Below are 25957 nucleotides of genomic sequence, written 5' to 3' on the forward strand. Positions count from 1 at the left end.
TTACTGTAAATTTATCCGGCCAGCATGCAGTCTATTTTTACCTGATTGTAAAATTCCGGGATCGATCCTTCCTTAGGTAATATCTGTGAAACTATTTCAAATTTTATTATTTTGTTTACTTTCCTCGGGTTTTATTCATGCCCAGGATACTCAAACCGCTAACGAGCCCCAAAATGCTCCGCCTGAAGTTTCGGCAGAAGAGCAGACGTTATCCGCCGTTAAAAAATTAATAGGCTTTATTCGTTATAAAAAGAACGACAAGGCGCTGGCATTGGTGCATGTCGGGAAATTTTCCGAAAAACTCATCGGAGATCATAAAATTTCCGCATTGGAAAGAAAAGAATTCGAAGAGGCAATCTCCGAATACATAGTAAACAAGGCATTCCCTATCGCATTAAAATATTTTGATAAGATAGATATTACTTACGACAAACCTACCCTAAACGGTAAACAATCAAGGATCGGTTCTTCTATTCTTTACAAAGGTTCCGATCAGATCAAGTTCGCTTGGATCCTTTCCGAATATGAAGGCACTTGGTATATAAGCGATTTCGAGACAGAAGGTAAACTCGCCACCGATATCAATCGTACTAAAAACATAGAACCGTCTATCAAAAAAAACGGGATCAAGGGTACGATTGCCCTTATACAAAAAGCAGCTAAGAACTGATGAGAAAATTTCTATCTAAAGCGACCGAGTTGGTTTTGACCAAACCGGCCGCTTCTTCCGCTATCCTATTTTTTTTCCTGGTTATCTCCGCACTTTTAGCCACTAGGCTTTCGATAAACAGCGATAACCTACAACTTCTTCCTTCCGATAACCCTTCCGTTGTCCAAACAAAACGTGTCATCGAAATGATCGGGGGAAGCGGTTTTTATACTGTAGCTCTCAAATTCCAAGACGACAAGGGAATGACGGAACATCTTACAAAGGCATTCCAAGCCAAACGTAACGGTGATCCTGAAACCCAAAAGAAAGAATTGGAACTGGCTGACGAAGCAAAACGTAAGAACATCGCCTATTATAAAGCCAAAGAAATCGCGCTCAAAAAAGCATCTGACAAACTTGCAAAGGAAGTTTTAAAGGACAAAGAACTGGTGCGTTATGTTTCGTATCGATATAATGTTTCCTTTTTGCAGGACAGGCTTCCTTTATTCCTAAAAACGGAAGATCTAAAGGAGATCCGCAAAAGAGTAAAAAGAAAGATCGACGAAGAGATAGAAAAGGCAAATCCGTTCTTCATCAAGCTTACCGACGAAGAATATAATCCGGACTTCACCGATATTATTTCCAAATATCAAAAACTGGCCAAAAGAGATATATTCGACGAATATAATATTTCCCCCGATAAGGGAATGCTCATCGTTCTTATCAAACCTACCGGTTCTTTCGTAGACATTGAGTTCCTCGAAAAAATAGATAAAAAAGTCCAAGGTTTAGTAAAAACCCTAGGAATAGAACAAGATGGAATTTACGCAGGTTATACGGGAGCTTATAAACTCAACCAAGACGATTACGAGACCTTAGTCAGAGCATTAAAACCGATCGGGATCGCCTCTTTATTAGGAATAGGACTTCTGCTTTTATTATTTTTCCGTAATCCGATCTTTATAATGATCCTTTTATTCTCTCTACTCAGCGGATTACTCATGACATTCGGACTAACGGGGCTCGTAATCGGTCAGCTGAACAGTATCACGAGTATTATCGGTTCAATCCTAATGGGGCTCGGGATCGACTATGGGATCCAATTTTTATATAGGTTCAGGGAAGAATTTACTAAAAAGCAGGATATCGTACGAGCGATCAAAGATACGATCTATCATACGGGGATTGCTTCCTTTAGTTCCGCATTAACCACTACTTCCGCGTTCGTGGTCCTTTCCTTTTCGGAATTTAGGGGATTCAGCGAATTCGGAATTATCGCAACTTATGGGATCGTTCTGATCGCGATCGCGATGTACGGAGTGACTGCGCTACAGATCGCATTACTTTTAAAGTGGTTCCCTTCTCTTTCCAAGGCATTTCTATTAAACGAGGCGCAACAGACTCCTTCCGGTCTATTAAGGAAATTTTATTCTAGACCTGGGATATTATCCATTTGCGTTTTAGTCTTAGTACTATTGTTCGGGGTTTTTGCCCCAAAAGTACAATTCGACGTGAACGGAAGGAACCTTTTAGTAGAAAATTTAGAATCCGTAAACTTATATGATGAGATCGCGGACCGTTTCGATATTTCCTCGGATCCTCAGGCAATCGTTGTAAAAACTTTAGAAGAATCGGAAGCGGTATTCGATTATCTAAATCCAGTCCCCGAATCGATTGCGGGCTCCGTAGATCAGGTGGTTTCTCTCTGGAATTTTGTCCCACCTTACTCTCAACAATTAGAAAACCGTAAAGTTTTGGACCAACTTTCAAAAGATATGAAGCCCGTAAAAGCTTCTTTCTTAAAGCCGGAGCAGAGAAAATATTTGCCTAGAGCAAAATTATTCTTATCCGTCAAACCTTACGATTATACCGCTATACCCGATTACTTCTCCTCTCAATTCAAGGAAGTGGCAAGTTCCAAAGAAAAAGGACATCTATTATTTCTCTATCCTAAAGTAGCCTTATGGCATGGCGGAAAATTATTGGAGTTCTTTGCAGCAGTAGGAAGATTAGAAGTCCCGAAAATTTCCAGAAGGACATTAAATGCGATCCTTTACTCCACAGGGACATTAAAAGAATCCGAAATTGATCCGGTGAAAGAAAATTATTCTCCTTCGGAAACTAAAACTCTATTGAACGCTTTGAATACGTATTCAAAGGAAAAACTTCTCTCCATCAAGATCCTCCCTGGGACCGTGGACACCATCTTGGAGCATAGACCTTATAAGGATATTGCCCAAGCCAGATCCTACAAATTCCAAACGGATACGGCGGGAAGTTTGATGTTATTTGCTCAACTTATTCTGATCGTAAAAAGAGAAGGAATTACCGCATTTTTCATCACTTTGGTATTGGTAATCATCGTTCTGATACTATTCTACAGGGCGTTCTTACCCGCGATACTTTCTTTAATCCCTCTTTTATTAGGGATATTGGTCACCGTAGGCGTCATGTCGATCATAGACCTTAAATTAAATTTTATGAATGTTTTAGTGTTCCCGGTCATCATAGGATACGGGATACAGAACGGGATCTATATATATTATAGATTTAGGGAAGACCATGATATAGTAAAAGCGATGGCAATGGTTGGACCTGCGGTGATTGCATCAACATTGACCACTTTGGTGGGTTGGAGTGCTCTACTTCTTGCAGACCAGAGAGGACTACATTCCATCGGGAAAGTGGCAACGATCGGTATCGGTGCGTGTTTGCTCATAGCACTCACACTTCTCCCCGCAATTTTGGAATTGGCCTATAGAAGTCGCAAACAAGAAGAATCGGAAGCGGTACCTCTTGGTTTAGGCCCCGAAGAAGATGAACCGGAAACAGTTTCCGAATTCGTAATGGAAGAACTTTCTCCCAAGCCTAAGATCAAAAAAACCGCCAAAAAAAAGACAACTTCCAAAAAGAAAACCGGAAAGAAAAAATGAGATCTAAATTTCTTCTTCTATTCTTAATTTCTATTTCTTTTGTAAATTGCGCCATAAAACAAATTAGGATTTCCCCGAATTTCCAACCTTCATTGGACAAATTCAAAAGACTAACTGTGGCGATAGATTCCAGCTCTAAGGTAAACCAGGTCGAGGCAATTCTAGTAAAATCCATGGCGGAACAGGAATTGGCTCACCATAAAGAATTTATCGTTTATCCCGACCCATCCAGCAAAAACCAAAATTGTAAATCTCCGGTAGGTAAATCACAAGGAGTTCTTACACTCAGACTGGAAGAAACCTTAAAAGGGACCACACCATCTTTTTTCGTTTGGTTGAATCCTGCGATATTCGGTCCTTCATCGGAAGGGATCAGAATTTCCATTGAAGCCCAAATTCAAAAATGTGACACAAAGGAAATCCTCTGGGAAGGGTATGCTTCTTCTTCTTATTTTATGGGAGGAGATGAAGAAACCACACTTAGAACCAGTTATGAAAAAAAATTCGGAACATCAGTCGGTCCTAAAGTTTTACCATATTACGATATTCTAAAATTACTGTTGGATAAGATCGAAAGCCCGGTTTTAAACGAAGCGGAACAAGACGAAAAAATAGAAGTAGAATCTGGTTCTTAAAATATAGATATCGGAAATCGGATTCCGCATTCAGGGCCATTTTGGGGCAAAAGTCGGCCCCCGCCCGAGTTTTGGGTGGTGGTGGAGGGCCCGTGGGAAACCCCTGCCCCCTATATCATAATATCTTCATATTCGCAATTCATATCCGATTTTTACCCGAAATTCTCATTCTAAGTTCATGTTAGGGACAATCTGCAAGTCTTAGGAACTCATTTTCTTTTTGTATATAACGAACATTGTTCCTAAAAGTTCCTCCAGAAACTTCTTCTTGACCAAATCCTCTGTATCGATTGCTATACTCGGAATCGTTTTTTCGAGAGGAAAAGAATGAATCTAGTGAATAATATATCCAAGGCTTCCACTGCCGCATTTTGGCTTTTATGGTTGGGAGTATTGAGCGGAATCGTACAACTCGCAAATTTACATCCAAGTTCGGACGGTGTCATACTTTCTATCGGTTGGGTGATCTTAAGTATCCATATTTTGGAAGTCGGGATCTATTCCTTCCGGGCAGGAGATAGAGGAGGATTCAAAATTTCGGACGCCGCTCAGGTTTTCGTGTTCGGAGTATTCCACCTAATTCCTGTAAGCTTTTCTGATAAAAAGTAGGTATTACAAAAAACCCCCGGAACCGGGGGTTTAAAATATTCTAAAATATTAAACCGGTCTTGGCAGTTTATTTACGATATCCACGTATTCTGCGGCCATACCTTTTACTACATCGCCGGCAGGAAGTATGGAATCAATCTGTGCCACTCCATGACCTGCAGACCAAATATCTCTCCAACGTTTGAATTCCTGGTCTATATCCGTACTTCCTTCGTTATGGAAATTATCTCCCGCTTTTTCGACGGAACGTTTCAACCAGTTTGCAGGGATTCCGGAAATTTTTTCGGTATACACGATCTCCTCCGGCGCTGATTGAACGATCATCTCTTTGTATTCTTGAGAAGCTGCTGCTTCCTTAGTGGCAATAAGCCTCGTTCCTATATAGACCGCGTCCGCACCTAAGGACATAGCTGCCGCCATTTGTGCTCCACCACTGATCGCACCTGCCGCAATAACTGGAAGACCGATCTCTTTTTTTAAATAAGGAAAAAGAGAAAAAGGAGAAATATTTCCGGCATGTCCGCCTGCACCTTGAGCAACCGCTACCAGAGCGTCCGCTCCGGATTTAGCAACTATATTCGCATGTTTTAATGTAGTTACGTCACAGAAAACTTTTGTACCCACCGATTTTGCCTCATTGATAATGGAACGAGGACTCCCCAAACTGGTGATGATCAATTCTACTTTGAATTCTAAAAGTATTTCCAAGTGTTTCGCCCAGTTAGGGTTATGAGCCTTATGTAAAATTAAGTTCACCCCTATCGGTTTTTTGGTCCTGGATCGGATATCTTCCAAACCTCTTCTTAATTCCTCTAAGGTTCGATAGTTTTGGGAGGGAAATGTTCCAAGGCCTCCGGCTTCGGAAACTGCGACGACTAGATCAGGGTATGAAACGAGAAACATGGGAGCCCCGATGATGGGCAGATCGATTCCAAGCATCTCCGTTACGGGAGTTTTTATTTTCATAAGGGAAAAGCTTTCATTCCGATCCGATTCCATCTATCTTTTTTTTCTGGTATAAGAAAATCGGATCTTGAAACTGTGAACTATGATCGTTACAGTCTCTTCTTACAAAATACTTCCGGAAAGGATCCAAGAATTTCTGGAGATCAGCAGCGAACTTTCCCGGGAATCTCTCAAAGAGAACGGTGTTCTTAGATTCGATCTGCTGCAGAACGATGGAGACGAAGGCAGATTTCTGATCATAGAAGCTTATGAAAGCGAATCCAAACGTAAGTCTCATCTAGAAACCCCACATTTCGTGAATTGGAGAAGGACTGTGCCGGAAATGTTTTCCCAAGGAACTACTACTGTTTATTATAAACCGCTATCTCCTAAACCGGAAGATTGGAAAAAATAATCAGAAAATAAGATCCTCAGATCCTTTTGCGATAGATTCGCTCATACAAGGAAACCTCATTTTTTTAAACCGAATTCCGCTATTTTGGGACTTTATTTTTGGACACGGAGTCCAAAAATATTATGGTTCTACTTTCAAATACAAGTGCGCATTTTATCTCTTCTCTCGGTCAAAATACTCATCCTAAAGATACATCCGAACTCCACGAGGCGGAAATTTTAGACGCGTATTCCAAATCTGTTATACAAGCCGTGGATTCGGTAGGCCCAAGTGTGGTCCATCTACAAGTTACGAACAAAAATGGAGAAGGAGGAAGCGGCTCCGGATTTTTTCTCACACCTGACGGATTTATCGCAACCAATAGCCATGTGGTGGATGGCGCGGTTAGAATTAAAGCGAAACTCTCCGACGGTTCCAGTAAGGAAGCGGAACTTGTAGGGAACGATCCTCATACGGACCTTGCCGTCTTGAAAGTGCATGGAGGATTATTCCCTCACTCCGGTTTTACGGATTCCAAAAAACTGAAAGTAGGACAATTGGTAGTGGCGATCGGAAATCCATACGGTTTCGAATCCACAGTCACAGCGGGAGTGGTAAGCGCCTTAGGAAGAACATTAAGATCTCGTAATGGACGTCTGATTGACAATGTGATCCAAACGGACGCCGCCTTAAATCCGGGCAATTCGGGAGGACCATTAGTGGACTTCCAGGGTAGAGTTGTGGGGATAAACACAGCGATCATTCTGCCTGCCCAAGGTATATGTTTCGCAGTAGCCTCGAACACGGCAGAATATGTGGTCACTCGTCTGATTACGAGCGGAGCAGTCAAAAGAGGATATTTAGGGATTGCAGGCCAAAACCAAAAGATCCCAACATTCACCAAAAATCTCAACAAGGTCGGGTCAGAATCCGGGATCTTAGTCTTATCTTTGGAAAAGGGATCCCCAGCGGACCGTGCCGGGATACGTAACGGAGATCTAATCATCGGTTTGGATGATAAGGAGATTCAAACGATAGACGATCTTCATAAGATCTTGGATGAGACCTCTATCGGCAAAAAATTAGGAATTCGCTTATTAAGAGAAGGTTCTATTAGGAGTTTTTTCATCGAACCCGGGGAATTAAAATAGAGACACAAAGTTGAGAGAGACATTGAGGTAATAACACACAGAGGCACGAAGACTCAGAGGATTTGTAATCAAAAACTTTAAACTCTGTGACTCTGTGTGAAAAAGCTCTGTGCCTCTTCTTACCTCTGCGCCTCTTTACTGGATCTCAGGAACATCCATCAAAAGAAGTTCAGAATCTTCCAAAGCGTTTACCTTCAAAAGGTCCGCTCTAGGAAAACCGGCACCGTCTCGCGTGGAAAGTTCGGTCCCATTAATATTCACTTTTCCTGATATTAGAAAAGCGTAAACTCCCCCACCCTTATTCCTGGACTCGTATTGAAGCTCCTTTCCCGCCTCTGCATTGCCCAAGGAGAACCATGCATTTTGGTTGATCCAAAGACCTTCTTCGGATTCCTTCGGCGCCACGACCACTTGGAAGCGGTTCTTCCTATCTTCCGGAAGGAACTTTTTCTGGTCGTATCTAGGTTGGGCCCCTCTTTTATCCGGTATCACCCAGATTTGTAAGAAGTTCACGGGATCCGTTTCGGAATGATTGTATTCCGAATGAACAATCCCTGTTCCAGCGGACATTACCTGAACTTCTCCGGATGTGATCACTCCTGAAGTTCCGATACTGTCCTTATGCTCCAAGGCGCCTTCGATCGGTATCGAGATGATTTCCATATCTTGGTGAGGATGCGGATCGAAACCTCTGCCAGGGGCAACGATATCGTCGTTCAATACACGCAAAGAACCGAATCTGATCCTTTCCGGATTCATATAGCTTCCGAAAGAAAATGTATGATTCGATTTTAACCAACCGAAATCGACTCTTCCTCTCGTGTTTGCCTTATGAACTACCGCTTCCATTTGTAATCTCCTTTCCCGTTTTCGGGATGAATATCTTTTAGACCGACCTGATCTTTAATAGTTCAAATATAAAGTATTTATGGTCGGCCCATAAGAAAATTTGCATCCTCGAATAAAACCATAACTCGGGCTCGAAGAGCCCTAAGATACGGAACAGGTTCTTATCATAATTTAAAGGAAGATGGTTAAAAAGTAAATTTTCGAACACTAATCGAAACTTGGAGTCCCCGATACCACGATACAACGGAACAAAAAGATCGGAGGAAGATACAGACCTTTTGTATAAACTTCCCCGTATGCAAGAGATTGGGTCCCGGAAGGTGCCTTTTCCATCGCATGATTGTATGCGCTTTGTAGATCAGGAACATATCTCGCAAACATGAAAGGAAAAATTTGCACCACACAGTCTTCTCCCTCTACTCTTTTAGGAGAAAAGACAGGTCTTTCCTTTGAGGGCACAACCCTTTCTATCCTATAGATCTGTGTTTCTGCGCCGCTGCAATAAACGAATAAAAATAAAAAAAGGAAGATGGTTCCGTGAAAAACTTTCATTGAGAGATCTCCAAACCGTAATAGAGTCGATAACAGGCATCGAACAAACCTTGGTCATATTGGAAGATCTCCAAATCGCGGATATGGGTGGCTGTAGGATTTTTTTCAGGAATTCTCTGTAAAATCGTACTGATCTTTTCTCCACATCCTTTTTCATTCTGTTTGTATAAACTTTGCTCCACCTGAGGAGGAAGAGGTTTCATTCGAAGATTCTGAAAGAAAAAGATGGTTCTCGAATAACATCCGCTAAATACGATACAGAGAAGAATAGTATAGATCCGCTTTAATTTCATGATCCTAAATACTTAACAAATACCTACAAATAATGCAAGAGATTATAATCCTAATTTTCCTTCGAATAATAAGACGATACAACCTATCGCAGACCCGACTAAAAAACCTAATAAACTTCCGTTGATCCTGATCCGCTCTAAGACCCTTCTTGTTTTTAGTTCCAAATTTACCCTGAATTGTTTGGGTTCCAATAATTTCAGGCCTTTAGAGATCTGCTCTCCCACATATTCCGAAACGGACTCGTTCGTTTTAGAACTTAAGAACTCCAAGAAAGAACGAATAGGTCCGTATTCTCTCAGATTTTCCAACTTGGAAATTTCTTCCTTATGTGTGAGTACTACCTCGCTGATAAGCCTATTTAATTGTTCTCTGCCGAAATCGGCTAAGGCGCGGACCGCCTCTTCTCTTTTGGAAACAGGCAGGTCGTTCCAGGAGCCGATATATAATTCCGCACATTCGGAGAATACTGAATATAATTCAAATAGGACTTCTTCCTCTTCCGTTTCGAAATCCTTTCCTTCCTTTAAACCTTCTCCGAATTCCTTGATCCTTTTTCGGGGATCGATGAGCCAGATCAAAGGTTTAGCGAGAAAAGAAAGTCCTTTAGTGATTCTTTGGATTCTTTCCCCGAAATCATCATGGTCTGAAACTTTCACCAAGGTTTCTCCCACCAAGAATCGAACCGTAGAAAGGATTTCCTTACGACTATTCAATTCGTGTAATATTTGTTTGTCCGCTCCTGAGAACTTAAAATTAGAAACATATAGTACGATATCCTCTTCTATTTTGTCCCAGATCAGATTCAGGAATTCTCTGACTTCTTTTTCTCCTTTTAAATGTTTTTCCAGAAGATCCTTAATCGCTTGGATGTTTTCTGGCTCGTCCAAAATACCGTCTAAATACGATCTTAACTTATGTTCGCTGATCAGATCGGAAGATACCCAGTTACCTATTTCTTCCGCGATAGTCTCGCTTTCGGATTCGACCGCTTTATAGGTTTTCCAAACAGCGAACCAATCACAAATCGCTCCAACAAGTCCACCTTCCAAACCGTGAACAAAAATACTTCCCCAAATATAGAGACTCCACTTTTGCCAGAGTCCCCAAAGAAGAATAGTTCCGAACAACACCAACAGTGAATTCGAAACGAATTGAAGTTTAGAGTACGGTTTATTGCCGTACAGTCCCATTAACGGAAAAACCACCTTCCTTTAACAAAGGAGGAGAATATAAAAAGGACCGGTAAAAGAAAAAGAATGATAGTCAAAAAAACAGAATTCCCTTTGAAAAATTTCAGATCTGAACTCTGGTTTTGGGAACAGACCAGGATCTCGTTTCTTTGAGTTTGGAATAATATTCCGCCTTCCGAATCTTCCCAACTAGGAAAAAAGGATCTTCGCACCAATTTACAATTATGATTTTCTAATGAATTTTTTTCCTGCTTTTGTGCGGACGAAATTTCAGGACCGGCGAAAACTTCTTCATCCGAAAAAATACGCGGCAATATAGGAAGTTCAGCCAATGAAGTAGGCTCTTTTGGTTTTTCTTTTACCGGAAAAAATCCGCCTAAAAATTCGTTTCTATCCAAGAAAGGAAGATCTCCGTATTCGGATCTGAACTCTTCCTTCCAATTATTATGCTCTTTGGGAACATTTAAGACCAGCAAACCTTGGAACCACTTATTGTAATTAGGCCCGATTATTTCTATCTCCTTCTTACCGATCCTAGCGAATACGATCCCTGCATCCAATCCTTCGTGTAAGATCGCTTCGTTCGTATTATATAAGAACCTTTTGGGACGAAGAGATTTTCCTCCGTTCAACTCCTTATAATCCGCGACCCCCCAAGGTTTTTCCGTCATAACTGCGACATCAGCCCCAGGATTTTTCACCTTGAATAGAAATAAGAACGATTTATTTTCAAGTTCCTTTTCATAGGTCTCGGAAGGAAAATCGTTCGTGCGCAACCCTTCTTGGTTCACCCAACCTTTCAATAATTCGAAACGACTAGGATTTAATTTAAGGATTTTATAAAGTTTTTCAGTGGAGCCGATAATGTAAGAAGTCCCGTTGGCTTGCAGAAAACGATGTAATCCAATGCCTGCATCTTCCGAAGAAAGTTCCTCTTCATAGCCGGGATTTTTTTTCCAAGCAGTCCAAGGAAGATAACGACTCAAATAAGGTTGTAAGGCCAAAGATGTCAAAGACGCATCCGCTTCCATTCCCAATAAATTTCTATGTCCTGCCCTTCTGATCAAAAGTCCCAAAGTAAAAGGGCTGTCTCCCCATTTTCGATGAGAATCAATTTCCGGGAAAATTTTGGAATCTTTAGGAAGTTCCGAAAGTGCAACTTCCACATCTTTCATTTCCAACGCGGAGAAGCTGTCTTTTAAGAATGTAGTATTCTCCTTCCATTCCAATTCAGGATGCCATAAGAAAAATCTTACGAGTGCAAAGAATAGCAGAGCGGAAATCGAATATTGAGCGGTTAAAGAAGAAGTTTTGTTCTTCAATAAATGAACTGCGGTTTCCAAACCGGAAAGTGTTAAAAATAGTAAAGATAGGTCCAAGGCTCTATACCAGGGAAATCCTAAACCGGGAAAAAATTTTGAAAGAGAAGTATCCACTCCGATCCAGTAAAAGATCAAACTGGCGAAAAATACGAACCTGGAAGCCGGAGGAAAAATTTTACGTTTTAAAATGGAACGAATTCCTAATAGGAACAAGGCAGGGAATACCACTTGGGTCCAATGTAACCCTATGATAAAATTCCAAAGGAAAGCGATCACACCGCTTCCTTCCCAAATCGGTCTCAAGGCTTCCGATCCTAAAATGGAAATGAGTCCGGGAGTAGTATCCATCGGGAAAGTTTCCGCGCGGTACGAGGAATATTTCAGAAAATTCCACCAAACAGGTGCAGCCACTAACAACGGAATGAAGAATGCGATGGAAAATGCTCTTTTTCCCAACTCTTCTCCCAGAAATAAAAAATAGATGAGAAGAGAAACCAAATAGAATAAGGAAGAAGGTAGATCAGTATAATAAACGCAGGCGCTGACCACTAAATATTTGGAAAGAGAGGATAATTTCCCGGTAGTCCGATATTTTTCTAAATAATAAAAACCTAATAAACTCCAGCCAAGCCCGAAAAATCCGGTTACGGAGCCGCTGAATAGTCCCACTAAGGAAAGCCCGAACGGTTCTTCTCCTGCGCACAAGAAGAAGAACAAAAGTCCGGACATCGCTAACATGACCGTATTTGCCCTATGATTGGTCTCACTTAAGAGTAAAAGGCTGAATTTGATAAACGCATACGTAAAAAGTAATATAGAAAGAAGTATCCCTATATTGAAGGAGAGAGAAAGTGAGGACCAGAAGAATACGGTTTTATGTAGGACTGCGACCAAAAAATAGAAAAACGGCGGTTGGAAATAGAAAACAGGCATCCCTGAAAACCAGCGGGTATCATAACCTAAGGACTGACCGTTATTTAAAAATGAATCGTAAATTTCCGCCAAGTGGGTTTGGGCATGAAGACTCCAGCCTGAAAGAGTATCCTCGCTGAATAAAAATCTGAATTTGATGATTAAAACTAAAAATGAGGCGAGTAATAATAACGGTCTTCGCCAAGCAGGAGCAAGTCTCCATTTTTTCTGAAAAAAAGGCATGCCGAGAGGGTATGGAAAACCCCTGGAATTGACAAGCAAAACAGGATTTACGCGGGAAGGATCTGCCCTTGAGGATCGGGGAAAAAAGAGGAATACTATTCCTCTTTTACATTCTCCTGAACATACTTTCTAAATTCAGCTTCGCTCATCTTGTCCGCATACAATGGATACAGAGCCGTAATCAACTCTTCCAAGGTGGGGAATTTTGCCCCGTCGAGCTTGAATGCCATAGGGTCCTCTACAAGGTAACGATTTCGGGATCCATTCCGAAAAGTTTGGACCCGTTCACCTTCTCTCTAACCATGATTTTCGGGGTGCAATACAATAAAACTAGAAAACGATCCCACTTTCCCGAAAGAAGAAATTGTTTTACCGATTTAGGAACGTTGGTCTTCCATTCCCAAGATTAGTATATCGTCCTTAGGCTCCGAACTTCCTAAAAATCTAAGCAGATCGTCTTGTATGTCTCTTAATAATTCTTCTAAACTTTGAGAGTCTCCAGTTCGGACCGTAGCCAATACTCTTTCTATCCCGTAAAAATCTCCGGGCAGTCTGGAAGATTCCGTAAGTCCGTCGGTAAAACAAAGGATTCGAAAACCTGGAGTGAGCAGGACCTCCTTATCCTCAAAATGAAAATTTTCCAAAAGACCCACTAACGGATTTTCACATTCGACCACATGCTCTTCGTCCTTATTTCGGATTAAGACTGGAGGAGATCCTGCCAAAGAAAGTGTGAGTTTTTTTCCGTCCGGAGAAATTTCTAAAATGGATGCGGAGAAGAATGTGGACACATTTCCATACTTTCCGTAAAACTGAGAGCTGATCGCAGAGAGCAGCTTTCCTGGACTTTCTTCTTTTAATCTAAGGTCTTCGTAAATGTTTCGGATCAGGATCGTAATGAGGGCGGCTTGTATTCCGTGACCTGGAGCATCCGCTAAAAAAATACGGAGCTTTCCGTCCGGCAATTCGGTAATATCATAAAGGTCACCTCCTACTTCCGCCAAAGGTTTATGCCAGATCCCAAATTTGATTTTACCGATCTTTTTTTCTGCCGTTTCCTCCAGATTTAAGAGTCCCTTTTGGATCTCTCTTGCGACATTCAAATCGTTTTGGATGAGACGAAGCGCATTTCTAAGTTGTTTAGTCCTTTCTTCCACCCTCCTTTCCAAATTTCTGGAAAGGTCTAAAAGTCTATCCAAACTTTCGGAACTTCTGATGGATAAGAATACGGACTGTGCCACTATGAATACGAACGCCCCTATATTCGTAAAATATCCGGTATCCAGATAGAAGGTCGCATATAAAATATCGTGGATCATTGCGGCATACACGAATACGAAACCGGCGAGAATTATAAGAGCCCCCTTTCTTCTTCTTAAAGCGGCCTTAGTAAGAGAGAATAATCCGAGTGTGCCTGCAAGAAAAGCCACCAAGTAATAAACTGTGATGGTGAACGTGAATATCCTGACAGGGAATACTAAGACTACGATGCAGGCTCCGACTGCTATCCACCAGACCAGATCCACGAGTATTCGTTTTAATTCCCGAGGAAAGACGGAAAGTATATAACTTAAAAAAACAGGAATGGCTAGATAGAATGTAACGTATTCAATCCTGACATAATGATGATATTTTAGAAAATCAAGATATTCTGAAATGATCCTGGTCCCGGAAAAAAGTCCCCGTGCCGCCATGATCACACAATACGTCCCGAAATACATCGAGGCCGCTTCTCCCCTTCTCACAATCGCGTAAATTAGATGGAGTAAACCTATACAGAAAAGTCCTCCCGCTAAGAATAGATCCAGAAATCTTTCCGCATTCCAGGTTTTCTCCAGACTGGAAGATGTTCCGAATCGGATCGGAGCCCAAAATCCTCCCAGTCTATGATCCCTGTTTGCGATCTGCATATCTATTTGCAGCTCTTCTCCCTCCGGAGTGAATTTTACGAGCTTATTACACCAGGCTGGTCGGACTTCGAAAATGGTGATATCCGAATTGGAAGGAAATTCTACTTCTCCGCAAGAGGCTAAAAGTTTGCCGTTCACATACAAAAAGTAAGAAGAACTTTGCTCCTGTAGGATAAACGCGAGTTCCCCGTAATTTCGATTTAATTTTACATTAAGTTCATAGGTTCCGTAACCTTCTCCAAGTCTTGCTCCGTTCTTTCCGTTCCAAGAAGAAGGGATACTGACTATTTCGTAGGAATTTTGGCTCTCTAAACCGGAACTTTTCCAATACAACCATCTGAATTTCCATAACCCGGAAAGAAGAATTGGTCCTTGTTCCTCCAGATCATAATTCTTGAACTCCATAGTTCCTTGTACAATTACAGGATGTTCTACTTTCGAAGTAGAATCGTTACATCCCGAGAAAAGGAATTGTAGAAAGCTTAAAGTTAAGAGGGTGAATACCTTTTTCATTTGGAGGAAAATCCGCTTTAAACGAATTCTGAAGGATTGAATCAAAAAAGCGTTCAAAATAGGAAAAAAATATCCTAAAATATAAAACCATTCTTGACAAAAAGAAAGCAATTCCGACTATAACGGATAAATATCTAATTTATTGGATAAAAATTCCGAGTTTCCGTTGAAAGGGACGTAAAAGTGAACCTTATGAAAGTAAAATCTACTCATTCTATACTACAGTCAATTGCCAAAGGAATTGGCGCTCTGGCTTTAACCGGTATCTTCTCCTTATCTGCGTATGCGAGCGATACCCTGTTAAACGTTTCATTCGACCCAACCAGAGAACTCTACGAAGAAATTAACAAAAAGTTCGTAGAGTCTTGGAAGAAGAAGTCCGGCAAAGACCTTACCATCCAACAATCCCACGGTGGATCCGGAAAACAAGCGAGGGCGGTAATCGACGGATTAGAAGCGGATGTAGTCACTCTTGCGCTTGCTTATGATATCGATAGTATTGTCACGAATGGCGGATCCGTTTCCAAAGATTGGGAGAAGGCATTCCCAAACCATTCTACTCCATACTATTCTACTATCGTTTTCTTAGTCAGAAAGGGAAATCCTAAGGCGATCAAAGATTGGGAGGATGTCGTAAAACCGGGGATCGGAGTGATCACTCCAAATCCTAAAACTTCCGGAGGAGCTCGCTGGAACTATTTGGCAGCTTGGGGTTTCGCAAAGAAAAAATACAAAACGGAAGAAAAAGCGATCGAGTTCGTTAAAAATCTCTATAAGAACACCTCCGTTTTGGATACGGGTGCCAGAGGATCCACAACTACATTTGTCCAAAGAGGGATCGGTGATGTTCTTCTTGCTTGGGAAAATGAAGCGGAACTTGCTCTCTCCGAGTCCAGAAAAGCAAACGGGGGTGTAGCGGCATTCGAAGTCGTTTATCCAAGCACGAGTATTCTTGCGGAAACTCCTGTTGCAATCGTGGAAAAAGTGGTAGCTAAAAAAGGAACCAAAGACTTAGCAAAAGCTTACTTAGATTTTTTATATACGAAGGAAGGCCAAGAAATCATCGCAAAACATTTTTTCCGTCCGAACGATGCTGCCGTCCTTAAAGCGAATGTTGCTAAATTCCCAAAACTCCAATTATTCGATGTGAGGAGTATAGAAGGTTCCTGGGCAGCAGCTCATAAAAAACATTTCGCTGACGGAGGTCTTTTTGACTCCATCTACGGCGAAGCAAAGAAATAAGCAGAAACGTAAACTTGAAACTCATATACAAAAAGAGAGCCACCGTCCAGTGGCTCTTGGTTTGACGAAATAGGGTGTTTCTCAAGAATCGACTCGGGAGGGTTTCCCGTTTGAAATTGATTTTCCGTCCCTATTCGAAAACAAGCTTCGGTCTGTCTTTAGGACTCACAACCTTCTACCTGAGCTGCCTAGTCATCATTCCATTATCCGCATTATTTTTTAAATCTGCGACCTTAGGTGTTTCCGGGCTCTGGGAAGTTTTTTCAGAGGATCGGATCCAGCAGGCTCTGCTTTTAAGTTTTGGAGCGGGAGGAGTTGCAGCAGTCATTAATCTATTCGTAGGATTTTTATTCGCCTGGGTTTTGGTGAGATACGATTTTCCCGGCAAAAAGATCTTGGATTCACTTGTAGATCTTCCATTCACTCTTCCTACGGCGGTGGCAGGGATCGCGTTGACCACAATTTATGCTCCCAACGGTTTTATCGGAAAATATCTGACACCGTATGGGATCCAGATCGCTTACACTCCGATCGGTATCGTGATCGCATTAGTATTTATCGGATTTCCATTCGTTGTCAGGACCGTCCAACCCATTCTGGAAGATCTTCCTAAAGAACTGGAAGAGAGCGCGTATTGTCTAGGGGCCAACAGACTCCAAACTTTCACTAAGGTTATCCTACCTGAATTAGTTCCTTCCTTACTCGCAGGGACCAGTATGGCATTTGCAAGAGGGATAGGAGAATACGGATCAGTCGTTTTTATCTCGGGGAACATTCCGGGCAAAACGGAAATCCTTCCCTTGCTCATTGTCACAAAATTAGAGCAATACGAATACGCAAAGGCAACCGGGATCGCAGTATTGATGTTAGTTCTCTCCTTTACTATCATGTTCGGGATCAATTACCTGCAAACCAGAGCCTCCAGGAGACTGGGATGAAAGAAAGAGAGTCCGTTTGGATCCGCATAACTTTGATCGTTGCGGTCCTTCTTCTTGCATTCATCATTCTGATCCTGCCGATTACGGTGGTATTCTTAGAAGCCTTCGCCCAGGGTTGGGAAGCATATTTCCAGGGATTGCAGGATAGCGATACCATCTCCGCGATGTTGATGACATTGAAGGTAGCAGGGATTGCTGTTCCTTTAAATACCGCATTCGGATTGATCGCCGCATTCCTTTTGACCAGGTTCGAATTCCCCGGAAAAAATATTCTACTTACCATTATAGATTCTCCATTTGCGGTCTCGCCGGTTATCTCGGGTCTGATCTTCCTATTACTTTTCGGAAAGCAAGGTTGGATGGGAGATATATTAGAAGAATGGAATATAAAGATCGTATTTAATACCCCGGGACTTGTGATCGCAACCGTATTTATCACACTCCCGTTCGTTGCGAGGGAGCTTATTCCACTCATGCAAAGCCAGGGAAAAGAGGAAGAGGAAGCCGGTATCTTACTCGGAGCATCTCTATACCAAACATTCATTAAAATAATCATCCCGAATATCAAATGGGGACTCTTGTACGGACTTATCCTATGTAATGCGAGAGCCATGGGAGAATTCGGTGCGGTTTCCGTTCTTTCAGGACATATCCGTGGGAAAACAAATACATTACCTTTACAGATCGAAATGTTATACAATGAGTATAATTCGGTAGGAGCATTTTCTGCCGCTTCTGTACTTGTGTTCCTTTCCCTACTTACCTTACTTCTAAAAACCATCTTAGAGAGAAATCTTCATAGAAAAGAAGATTTAGAGATCCCGGAAAGCACAGGTCTTGGAAAAGAAAAAAATACAAACGTTCAGGTTTCCAAATCTTAGGAGAATAGAATGTCTATTGAAATTCGTAATGTGAGCAAACGATTCGGAAAATTCCAGGCCTTGGATCAAGTGGACTTAACCATCCCGCAGGGAAATTTAGTCGCATTATTAGGACCTTCCGGAAGCGGCAAGACCACACTTCTTAGGATTATCGCAGGCTTAGACACCCCTGACGAGGGAGAAGTATTATTCAATGGGGAAAGATCCAAATCCAAAAATTCAAAGGACAGAGGGGTAGGATTCGTATTCCAACATTATGCGCTCTTTAGGCATATGACGATTTTTGAAAATATCGCATTCGGCCTAAAAGTACGCCCAAGATCGATAAGACCTTCCAAAGAAGAGATCCGGGAAAAAGTATTCCAACTTTTGAAATTGGTCCAGTTGGAAAACTTCCATGCAAGATTTCCTTTTGAATTATCCGGAGGGCAAAGACAAAGGGTGGCCTTGGCAAGGGCCCTGGCGATAGAACCTAAGTTTTTACTTTTGGACGAACCTTTCGGAGCTTTGGATGCAAAGGTCAGAAAAGAATTACGCACCTGGCTTAGAAGGCTACACGACGAGATCCATATCACAAGTGTATTCGTGACTCACGACCAGGAAGAAGCATTAGAAGTCAGTGACTCCATCGTAATTTTAAGATCAGGAAAGATAGAACAGATCGGCACTCCCGACGAGGTGTATAATAAACCGAAAACTCCTTTCGTTTTCCACTTTTTAGGAGATGTAAACTTATTTCATGGAAGGATCCACGAAGGGACCGCAAAGATCGGAGATCTAAATGTGGAAACTCCGGAACATTCCGACGTGGTAGACAAGGAAGGGGTTGCCTACGTTAGACCATACGATGTGGAAATTTCCAGATCTTCTTCCCAAGGAATACCTGCGGAGATCCAATACATCCATTCTACAGGTAGAAACGTACGGATAGAATTGAAACGTTTAGATTCCGGAACTTTGATCGAGTCATTACTGGACCAATCTACTTTTAAAGAGTTAAATCTGCTACCTGGCGAAACCGTGTATCTCAGGATCAGAAAAGCGAAAGTGTATGTGGAATATATGGAAGATTTTTCGATATAGTCGGAAAACATTGGAAAAGAATCGTAAAAAAATCCCCGTATTAACGCAACGGGGATTTTTTTTGGATTAAAGTTTCTCTCATTTGGTTAGGATCTCGGTGCCTGTCCCGTTCCCCCAGGTACCTTCCAATCTATTTCCTCCATTCTTTACGGTGTAGATCACAGGATGTGTATCACCCCAATCCACCGTTAAAGTGTTTCCGCTCAAAGTACCTGTTCCGGAAAAACTATTTCCTACGGACCATTCAAAATTATAGGATCCATCCTCATTCAAAGTAATCGTTACACTTCCTTTATATTTGCTTCCATTAGGATTTGTACCCGTTACTTTATAAGTCCCGTAAACATTCAAAGTTTGAGCGCTCAAATACGAGAAGGAAACGGTCAAAGCGATCACGGTAAATAAAGCTATAATTTTAGCTTTCGGATTTCTAAACATGAATACCCCCATGTGAGTGGAAAATAAAAGCACAGATCCCGATCTAATCAAGATTTTTACAGGGGTTCAGAAAACATTTATTTCCAAATGGAATCTGTTTAAATACAGGAATTATAACCTCTTACGATCCATTTTCTGGATTCCACCGGGTCGATCACCGCATCTATTTCCAGATAGGAAGCCATATTGATAGCCTTTCCTCTTTCATACGCCTCTTTGATCAAACGTTCGAATAAAATTTGTCTCTCTTTCCAATCCTTGATTTCTGCGAGTTCTTTTTGATATCCCGTTCTAATTTCACCTTCTATACCCATTGCCCCGAATTCTCCAGTCGGCCAGGAGATCGTAAATACAGGAGAATGAAAACTGCCGGCTGCCATTGCCATCGCGCCCAAACCGTATCCTTTCCTAAGAACGATAGTAAACACCGGCACTTGTAATGAGGCGCCCGCTTCGAAAAATTTGGCAGCTTTACGGACAAGTCCTTTCTTCTCGGCTTCCGGCCCGACCATAAAGCCGGGAGTATCACAAAGAAATAATATAGGAAGCTTGTTCAGATCGCAGAAGGCGGCGAATTCGGAGGCCTTCTCGGCCCCTTCCGCATCGATTGCCCCGCCCAAATGAGTAGGATTATTCGCGATCAAACCTAATGGTTTACCTTCTATTCGAATAAGCGAAGTAACGATCCCCTTTGCAAAATCCTTCCTAAACTCCAGAACGGAATCCGTATCTGCCAAAGAAGATATTACGGAACGAATTTCGTAGGACCTCAAACGGTTTTCCGGAATGAGAGTCCTTAGTATTTTTTGGTCCCTATATTCAAATTTTTTGATATTTCCCTGAAAATATGAGAGAACTTTTTTTGCAGTAAAGACTGCCTCTTCTTCATTTTTCACCAATATGTCTATCAACCCGTTTTTGGTTTGTGTCTCTGCAGGACCGATCTCTTCCGCGGAAAAATTGCCGAGACCTCCTCCTTTCACCATTACAGGGCCGCCCATTCCTATATTAGAATCTTCCGTTGCGATCCTGATATCGCTTGCACCGAACAAGGCGGCATTTCCAGCGAAACATCTACCGGAAGCGATCGCGATCCTAAGGCTTTTTCCTTTTAAATCTGCGTATGTTCGAAAAGTATATAAATCCAAACCGGCAACCGCAGGCACATCGACTTCTCCTGGACGACCACCCCCACCTTCCGTAAAAAAAACAAGAGGAAGTTTTTGGCTTTCTACCATTTCCAAAAATCGATCCGTCTTTTTATGATTCATGGCACCTTGCGTTCCCATAAAGACCGTATAATCGTAAGCGAGTACGGAAATTCTTGCCAAATGAGAATCGAATAATTCTGCGTTCACTGTTCCAAGTCCTACGATTAGTCCGTCTGCAGGACTCAGTTTGATCAACTCTTCTAAGGACCTTCTTCTCCTTTGGGCCGCGATTGCAAGACTTCCGTATTCGATAAAACTTCCGGTATCACAAAGATCCGCCACATTCTCTCTGGCGGTCCTTTGTCCTCTTTTATGGCGTTTTGAAACCGCTTGGGGTCTGGATATGTCTTCATTCAAAAGTAAACGATCTAAGACTTCTTTCAGATCCGGACGGATTTTGTCCGGATCGATCTCTTCCGCCGGAAGGAGCGAAGAATGTTCCAAATCTTCAGGCCGGATCCAAATCAATGTTTCACCTTCGGATACGACCTTCCCGGGTGCGATCAAAACCCTTTCTATAATTCCGGTAGTCTCCGAATGTAGTAGATGTTCCATCTTCATGGAAGAAAGAAGTGCAATCTTTTCTCCTTTTCGAATTAGCTCCCCTTCTTTGTAATAAATTTCGATAAGGTTCCCTGTCATGGGAGAATGGAAAGCGATCAATCCCTCGGGAACCTCTTCTTGTATTTTAGAATTTTCTAAATCAACATTCTGCTCCGATTCAAAATTAAATTTTTTATGATCTTCTTGAGTGGAAATGAGAAGCTCTCCGATATTCTCCTCCAGGAACTTTGTCCATACAGAATACGTTTCGAGTTCTTTTCTTTTAAATAAGTTCAGTAAAAGAGGAAGATTCGTTTTAACACCTTCTATCCTAAATTCGGATAATGCGCGGTAAGCTGAATAAATGAGTTTGGAAAATTCAAGGCTTTTAGAATGAACGATTAATTTTGCAAGTAAAGAATCGAAATTAGGACCTACCTCATAACCTGAATATGCTGAACTGTCCACTCTGATCCCTGGCCCGAAACTGGGTTCGAATACTTTGATTTTTCCGGAAGAAGGTATAATCTCCCCTTTTTGGTCCCAGGTCTCCGAATTGATCCGGATCTGAATTGCATACGTTTTGGGAAGATCTATATTCCTTTCTTCTAATCCAATCTCCCGGAAAGATTTTCCCGAAGCGACCTCCAACTGAGCTTGTACAAGGTCCACTCCAGTGATCTCTTCCGTGATCGTATGCTCTACCTGTAATCTAGGATTACTTTCTATGAAATATATCTCGGATTTAGGACTGATCAAAAATTCGAAGGTGCCTAAACTTTTATAAGAAAGATGGGAAGCCATCAGCAAAGAATAAGAGATGATCCTATCCCTGAGTTTCGGATCTAAAAAAGGAGCGGGAGCGATCTCTAATAATTTTTGGTTTTTTCGTTGGAGAGAACAATCTCTGTCCCAAAAATGGAGGATCTTTCCTGAACCGTCTCCTAAAATCTGAACTTCCACATGCCTTGCGACAGGAAGATATTTTTCCGCATACAAATTAGGATTCCCGAAAGAATGTAGGGCTTCTTCCGAACAATTTTTGAACTTTGCCTCTAATTCTTCCGTACTATTAATGATACGGATACCTCTTCCGCCTCCTCCAGCGATCGCCTTTAAAAGAAATATTCCGTTTTTGGAATAGAATTCCTTTGCTTCTTTCAGATCGATCACCTTGCGAAGTCCTGGCAAGGTGGGAACTCCTAAAGATTCTGCGAGTAGTACCGCTCTTAATTTATCTCCTAAGATCTCCAAAGTGATGGGATCTGGACCGACAAATTTGATTTTTGCGTCTTCACATCTTTTTGCAAATTGGGAATTCTCACTTAAAAATCCGTATCCCGGATGAATGGAGTCGCAACCTTCTCTTTTTGCAATGGAAAGTATTTCTTCCTGATCTAAGTATGCCTTAACCCCTCTTCCTTTCAGAGGAATCGAAACATCAGTCGCTAATCTATGCCTGGAATTAGAATCGTCTTCCGAATAGATGGAAATTGTAGGAACTCCTAAACTGGAAGCAGCCCTTGCGATCCGAATGGTAATTTCTCCCCGGTTCGCTATTAATAATTTCGATAATTTCATAATTTGGAGGACGTTTTAAACGAAAAGTCCCTAAGGTCATCCAGTTTCCAAGCCCCCTCTAAATTTTGAAAGAGTTCATAATATATCGCATATTCACATAAATCATTTTCCATAATAACGATTTTTATTCCGATATATGAGACACATAATCGAAAGTAAGAGAATACTCGATCGAAGCGGTTTTAATTAAGGTTGTCCCGAAAATTTCAAAAAGGTAGGTCCTTCGAAAAACGGAAGTTTGGAGTGAAATGTTTAAAAGCAGAGGATAAAAAAAGATAGTACTAGGACGTAATAATATCAGAGCCTCAGTACGTCCATGAGGCATTCGGCATGTTTATTTTTTATAAAACTACTTTCCAACACAAAACTCAAAAAAGTTTTTAAGGAAGGATTTTGATTTTCGGGTACGTAAAAAACGGAAACCGGCAAATATAACTGTTTGATCGGAACAAATTTAGTCTCCGCAGGAGCGAAATTTTGTGCGCCCAGGATAGTCAAAGAAACCCCTTTACCTGTAGCGACTAAAATGGGACAACTTTCTCTTTCATTCTTGATATAAACTTTAGGTTTGATCCCGCTTTGTTTAAAAAGAGAAGAGATGGTATCGTAAAAACTTCCCGAGTCCTTTTTGGGATGTAATATAACGGTTTCGTCCTTTAATTCTTTAAATTCGATCTCTTCTCTTTTTGCAAGTGGATGTTTTTTAGGAACCAATACACCGAGTACTTCATCGTGGACAGGATGTTTTTCCAAACGAGGATCCGAAACTTCTCCTTCTAAAAAACAAATATCGAATTGCGCAGACTTCAAACCCTTGATGATCCTATTACGCGTTTCCTGCTGAAGTTGTAATTTGATCCTTGGAAAACGGTCCTGAAACGCGTTAATGATCTGAGGCAAACTAGCCATAAACGTAGTGGTAGAAAACCCGATGTTTAGTCCCCCTGCTTTCAGTTTACCGATAGAACGAACCTCTTTTTCAATTTTTTCAGCCCTTGCAACGATCTCTCTGCCTTCTTTTAAGAGATATACTCCTGCCCCGGTAAGTTTCACATGTCTTGTGGATCTCTCGAATAATTTGGTGGAAAGTTCCTCTTCAAAGGAGGAGATCAATCGAGTTAGAGGGGGCTGGGACATACCTAAAATTTCCGCACTTTTCCTGAAGTTCAATTCTTCGGCTACCACTATGAAAGATCTCAATTTAGACAAATCCATATATGATTGATACCTATTCAGTATCAATAAATCAACTAATTTCGGAATAAAGCGAAAAAAATACGAATTTCCGCCAAATGTATTTACAGTTTAGAGGATGGTAAAATCCCAATAATTATTATCAAAAGATCTTCAAGGAGGTCAAAAATGAAATTCGATCATGAAGTGTTGATCATTGGCGGAGGTCCCGCAGGTCTAAGTGCCGCTTTAGCATTAGGTAGAATGAGTAGGACCACTCTGGTTTGCGACGATAGTCGCCCGAGAAATGCCGCCTCTTCTCACCTGAATAATTTTCCGACTCGGGACGGGATCCATCCGGCGGAATGGAGGAAATTAGTAAAAAAAGATTTAGAAAAATATAATACGATCGGCTTTTTCGAAGGAAGTGTCCTTTCGGTTGAAAGATCCGGATCCGGCTTCATTGCCAGATTATCCTCTGATCAAACGTTTCATTTTAAAAAAGTCATTCTTGCATACGGAGTAGAAGATAAAGAACTCCCGATCCGAGGTTATAAGGAGCTCTGGGGCAAGTCTATTTTTCATTGTCCTTATTGCCATGGGTTCGAAGTCAGAGGCTCCAAATTAGGCCTGATCGGGAACGGCGATATGTTAATGTATATGTTACCTCTCATATACGATCTTGCATCCGAACTGATCGTTTTTACGAATGGAAAAGCGGATCTTAAGGAAGAACAAATAAATTTACTGAATAAAAAAAAGATCCCGCTCATTGAAGACAAGATCACAGATTTCGTTTACGAGGGAGAAAAACTGAAAGTTGTGATCTTGGAAAACGGTCATAAAGTGGAAAGGGATGCTCTTTATTCGCTTCCGTCTTTTCCATATAAATTGAAATCGCAAATCGGAGAAGAACTAGGCTGCGAAAAAGATCAGTTCGGATTCTATAAAGTTGGAGAAAAAGGAAAAACGAGTGTGGACGGAGTTTATGCCTGCGGGGATAATGCGAGCGGAGCTCATTCTGTTCTATTAGCTGCTGCATCGGGAGGAATGGCAGCGGCAGGGGTCGTTCATGAATTGCTGAGTGAGAAACTCTTAGAATAGATTGTCCGGTAGAGATGTGAACATTTTTGTTAATTTGAAATAACGCGAAAGCAGCGATTTTCCGAAAAAGAATAAATTTTTTCTTCCATAAAGTCGGATTGCTGCTGAAATTTTTTCTATCATGCTAAGGCCGGGTAAAATATGAAAAGATTTCCGATATTATTTTTATGTGTCCTCTATTGGAACTGTTTTACGGCAGCGACTTTTGTCCGACACGACGGGGATTTAAATGCACAACGTATTGCGATCCCTTATTTATCCGAAAGCGCCTATGAAATCACTGAAATAAAAAGGTCTAAAAGTGAACTATTTGTTTCTTATAAAACCGGCTTTTATATTAAAACTGATAGAAAATTCAAATATACGGATCGATCGTCCGTCTGCACACCGATTCAGTCTTTGGGACCGAACTATTTCGGCTATTCTTATGCAGATATTTCATCTTCACTATCATCCACTTGTGATCTATCCTCATCTCCTTCGGCGGAGACTTTGCCATTTGAGGAAATCAAAGATTTAAAAAACGGTATTTGGTTTCCCGATTTGGATATTATTTTATATTCCGAAAAAGGTTTGGATACCGGTACTAACCACCTTCCCGCTCCGAATCAATTTTCGAAGGAAGTTTTTATTCCGCAAACCGGGCGATATCGAAGTATGAA

The 25957-nt window shown here is 41.4% G+C and carries 23 protein-coding genes (1 of these 23 only partly in view); 12 read left to right on the plus strand and 11 right to left on the minus strand.

The annotated features are described in order from the left end of the window. Window positions 1-85 precede the first annotated feature (85 nt). The 4 genes from LEP1GSC192_RS15610 (at window position 86) to LEP1GSC192_RS15625 (ending at window position 4826) form a co-directional block, all read left to right on the plus strand. Window positions 86-670, plus strand: coding sequence for an ABC transporter substrate-binding protein (locus LEP1GSC192_RS15610; RefSeq protein ID WP_020770950.1), 585 nt, complete (start codon window positions 86-88; stop codon window positions 668-670). Continuing rightward, complete coding sequence (locus LEP1GSC192_RS15615; protein ID WP_020770961.1) at window positions 670-3582, plus strand: RND family transporter; 2913 nt, start codon at window positions 670-672, stop codon at window positions 3580-3582. Before LEP1GSC192_RS15610 ends, LEP1GSC192_RS15615 begins: the two co-directional genes overlap by 1 nt. Continuing rightward, complete coding sequence (locus tag LEP1GSC192_RS15620; RefSeq protein ID WP_020770966.1) at window positions 3579-4217, plus strand: MXAN_6521/LA_1396 family lipoprotein; 639 nt, start codon at window positions 3579-3581, stop codon at window positions 4215-4217. Before LEP1GSC192_RS15615 ends, LEP1GSC192_RS15620 begins: the two co-directional genes overlap by 4 nt. 327 nt (window positions 4218-4544) lie before the next feature. Then, window positions 4545-4826: a hypothetical protein gene (locus tag LEP1GSC192_RS15625; protein WP_020770977.1), complete on the plus strand. Its 282-nt coding sequence runs from the start codon at window positions 4545-4547 to the stop codon at window positions 4824-4826. Window positions 4827-4874: 48 nt separating this feature from the next. On the opposite strand, the gene LEP1GSC192_RS15630 is transcribed toward LEP1GSC192_RS15625, so the two are convergent. Continuing rightward, complete coding sequence (locus LEP1GSC192_RS15630; RefSeq protein ID WP_198289331.1) at window positions 4875-5792, minus strand: nitronate monooxygenase family protein; 918 nt, start codon at window positions 5790-5792, stop codon at window positions 4875-4877. A gap of 82 nt (window positions 5793-5874) precedes the next feature. On the opposite strand from LEP1GSC192_RS15630, the gene LEP1GSC192_RS15635 reads away from it, so the two are divergent. Continuing rightward, a complete protein-coding gene (locus LEP1GSC192_RS15635) occupies window positions 5875-6186 on the plus strand; it encodes a putative quinol monooxygenase (RefSeq protein ID WP_020770927.1) in 312 nt (103 codons plus the stop codon). 122 nt (window positions 6187-6308) lie between these two features. Then, complete coding sequence (locus LEP1GSC192_RS15640; RefSeq protein WP_020770916.1) at window positions 6309-7316, plus strand: S1C family serine protease; 1008 nt, start codon at window positions 6309-6311, stop codon at window positions 7314-7316. 135 nt (window positions 7317-7451) lie between these two features. Here the strand turns inward: LEP1GSC192_RS15640 and LEP1GSC192_RS15645 are convergent, their stop codons facing one another. From LEP1GSC192_RS15645 to LEP1GSC192_RS15670, 7 genes are all read right to left on the minus strand, one after another. Then, the gene (locus LEP1GSC192_RS15645; RefSeq protein WP_020770919.1) at window positions 7452-8165 is read right to left on the minus strand and encodes a pirin family protein; all 714 of its coding nucleotides are present in this window, start codon (window positions 8163-8165) and stop codon (window positions 7452-7454) included. 207 nt (window positions 8166-8372) lie between these two features. Then, on the minus strand, window positions 8373-8717 hold the full coding sequence (locus tag LEP1GSC192_RS15650) for a hypothetical protein (protein ID WP_020770901.1): 345 nt from the start codon (window positions 8715-8717) through the stop codon (window positions 8373-8375). Further along, window positions 8714-9010 (minus strand): hypothetical protein, encoded by a 297-nt coding sequence (locus LEP1GSC192_RS15655; protein WP_020770975.1) that lies wholly within the window; start codon window positions 9008-9010, stop codon window positions 8714-8716. The genes LEP1GSC192_RS15650 and LEP1GSC192_RS15655 overlap by 4 nt, the downstream gene beginning before the upstream one ends. Before the next feature lie 42 nt (window positions 9011-9052). Next, complete coding sequence (locus tag LEP1GSC192_RS15660; protein ID WP_020770962.1) at window positions 9053-10201, minus strand: DUF445 family protein; 1149 nt, start codon at window positions 10199-10201, stop codon at window positions 9053-9055. Beyond that, window positions 10201-12678, minus strand: a complete 2478-nt coding sequence (locus LEP1GSC192_RS15665; RefSeq protein ID WP_020770912.1) for a hypothetical protein — start codon at window positions 12676-12678, stop codon at window positions 10201-10203. The genes LEP1GSC192_RS15660 and LEP1GSC192_RS15665 overlap by 1 nt, the downstream gene beginning before the upstream one ends. A gap of 95 nt (window positions 12679-12773) precedes the next feature. Further along, on the minus strand, window positions 12774-12908 hold the full coding sequence (locus LEP1GSC192_RS20160) for a hypothetical protein (RefSeq protein WP_008589440.1): 135 nt from the start codon (window positions 12906-12908) through the stop codon (window positions 12774-12776). A 147-nt stretch (window positions 12909-13055) separates the two neighbouring features. Further along, the gene (locus tag LEP1GSC192_RS15670) at window positions 13056-15101 is read right to left on the minus strand and encodes a PP2C family protein-serine/threonine phosphatase (protein WP_232421054.1); all 2046 of its coding nucleotides are present in this window, start codon (window positions 15099-15101) and stop codon (window positions 13056-13058) included. 192 nt (window positions 15102-15293) lie between these two features. Between LEP1GSC192_RS15670 and LEP1GSC192_RS15675 the strand changes: the two genes are divergently transcribed. The 4 genes from LEP1GSC192_RS15675 to LEP1GSC192_RS15690 all read left to right on the plus strand — a co-directional run bounded on the left by LEP1GSC192_RS15675 (window position 15294) and on the right by LEP1GSC192_RS15690 (window position 19245). Further along, on the plus strand, window positions 15294-16343 hold the full coding sequence (locus LEP1GSC192_RS15675; RefSeq protein ID WP_020770963.1) for a sulfate ABC transporter substrate-binding protein: 1050 nt from the start codon (window positions 15294-15296) through the stop codon (window positions 16341-16343). A 110-nt stretch (window positions 16344-16453) separates the two neighbouring features. Then, the gene (cysT, locus tag LEP1GSC192_RS15680) at window positions 16454-17281 is read left to right on the plus strand and encodes a sulfate ABC transporter permease subunit CysT (RefSeq protein WP_020770967.1); all 828 of its coding nucleotides are present in this window, start codon (window positions 16454-16456) and stop codon (window positions 17279-17281) included. Further along, on the plus strand, window positions 17278-18162 hold the full coding sequence (gene cysW / locus LEP1GSC192_RS15685; RefSeq protein ID WP_020770969.1) for a sulfate ABC transporter permease subunit CysW: 885 nt from the start codon (window positions 17278-17280) through the stop codon (window positions 18160-18162). Before cysT ends, cysW begins: the two co-directional genes overlap by 4 nt. Window positions 18163-18171: 9 nt before the next feature. Next, a complete protein-coding gene (locus tag LEP1GSC192_RS15690) occupies window positions 18172-19245 on the plus strand; it encodes a sulfate/molybdate ABC transporter ATP-binding protein (protein ID WP_020770942.1) in 1074 nt (357 codons plus the stop codon). A 78-nt stretch (window positions 19246-19323) separates the two neighbouring features. Here the strand turns inward: LEP1GSC192_RS15690 and LEP1GSC192_RS15695 are convergent, their stop codons facing one another. From LEP1GSC192_RS15695 to LEP1GSC192_RS15705, 3 genes are all read right to left on the minus strand, one after another. Further along, a complete protein-coding gene (locus tag LEP1GSC192_RS15695; protein WP_020770928.1) occupies window positions 19324-19683 on the minus strand; it encodes a hypothetical protein in 360 nt (119 codons plus the stop codon). A gap of 98 nt (window positions 19684-19781) precedes the next feature. Then, window positions 19782-23018: a carboxyl transferase domain-containing protein gene (locus tag LEP1GSC192_RS15700; RefSeq protein ID WP_020770926.1), complete on the minus strand. Its 3237-nt coding sequence runs from the start codon at window positions 23016-23018 to the stop codon at window positions 19782-19784. A 297-nt stretch (window positions 23019-23315) separates the two neighbouring features. Then, window positions 23316-24233 carry a LysR family transcriptional regulator gene (locus LEP1GSC192_RS15705; RefSeq protein WP_020770924.1) on the minus strand — a complete coding sequence of 306 codons (918 nt, stop codon included), beginning with the start codon at window positions 24231-24233 and terminating at the stop codon, window positions 23316-23318. A gap of 147 nt (window positions 24234-24380) precedes the next feature. Here LEP1GSC192_RS15705 and LEP1GSC192_RS15710 point away from each other — a divergent pair, with 147 nt between their 5' ends. Next, on the plus strand, window positions 24381-25295 hold the full coding sequence (locus tag LEP1GSC192_RS15710; protein ID WP_020770957.1) for an NAD(P)/FAD-dependent oxidoreductase: 915 nt from the start codon (window positions 24381-24383) through the stop codon (window positions 25293-25295). Between the two features lie 657 nt (window positions 25296-25952). Continuing rightward, window positions 25953-25957 carry the 5' end (the start) of a hypothetical protein gene (locus LEP1GSC192_RS19820; protein WP_157186921.1) on the plus strand. Its footprint extends 565 nt past the window's final position, so the window shows 5 of its 570 coding nt (coding positions 1-5); the start codon lies at window positions 25953-25955; its stop codon lies off the right edge, out of view.

Source organism: Leptospira sp. B5-022 (genome assembly GCF_000347035.1).
Lineage (GTDB): Bacteria > Spirochaetota > Leptospiria > Leptospirales > Leptospiraceae > Leptospira_B > Leptospira_B cinconiae.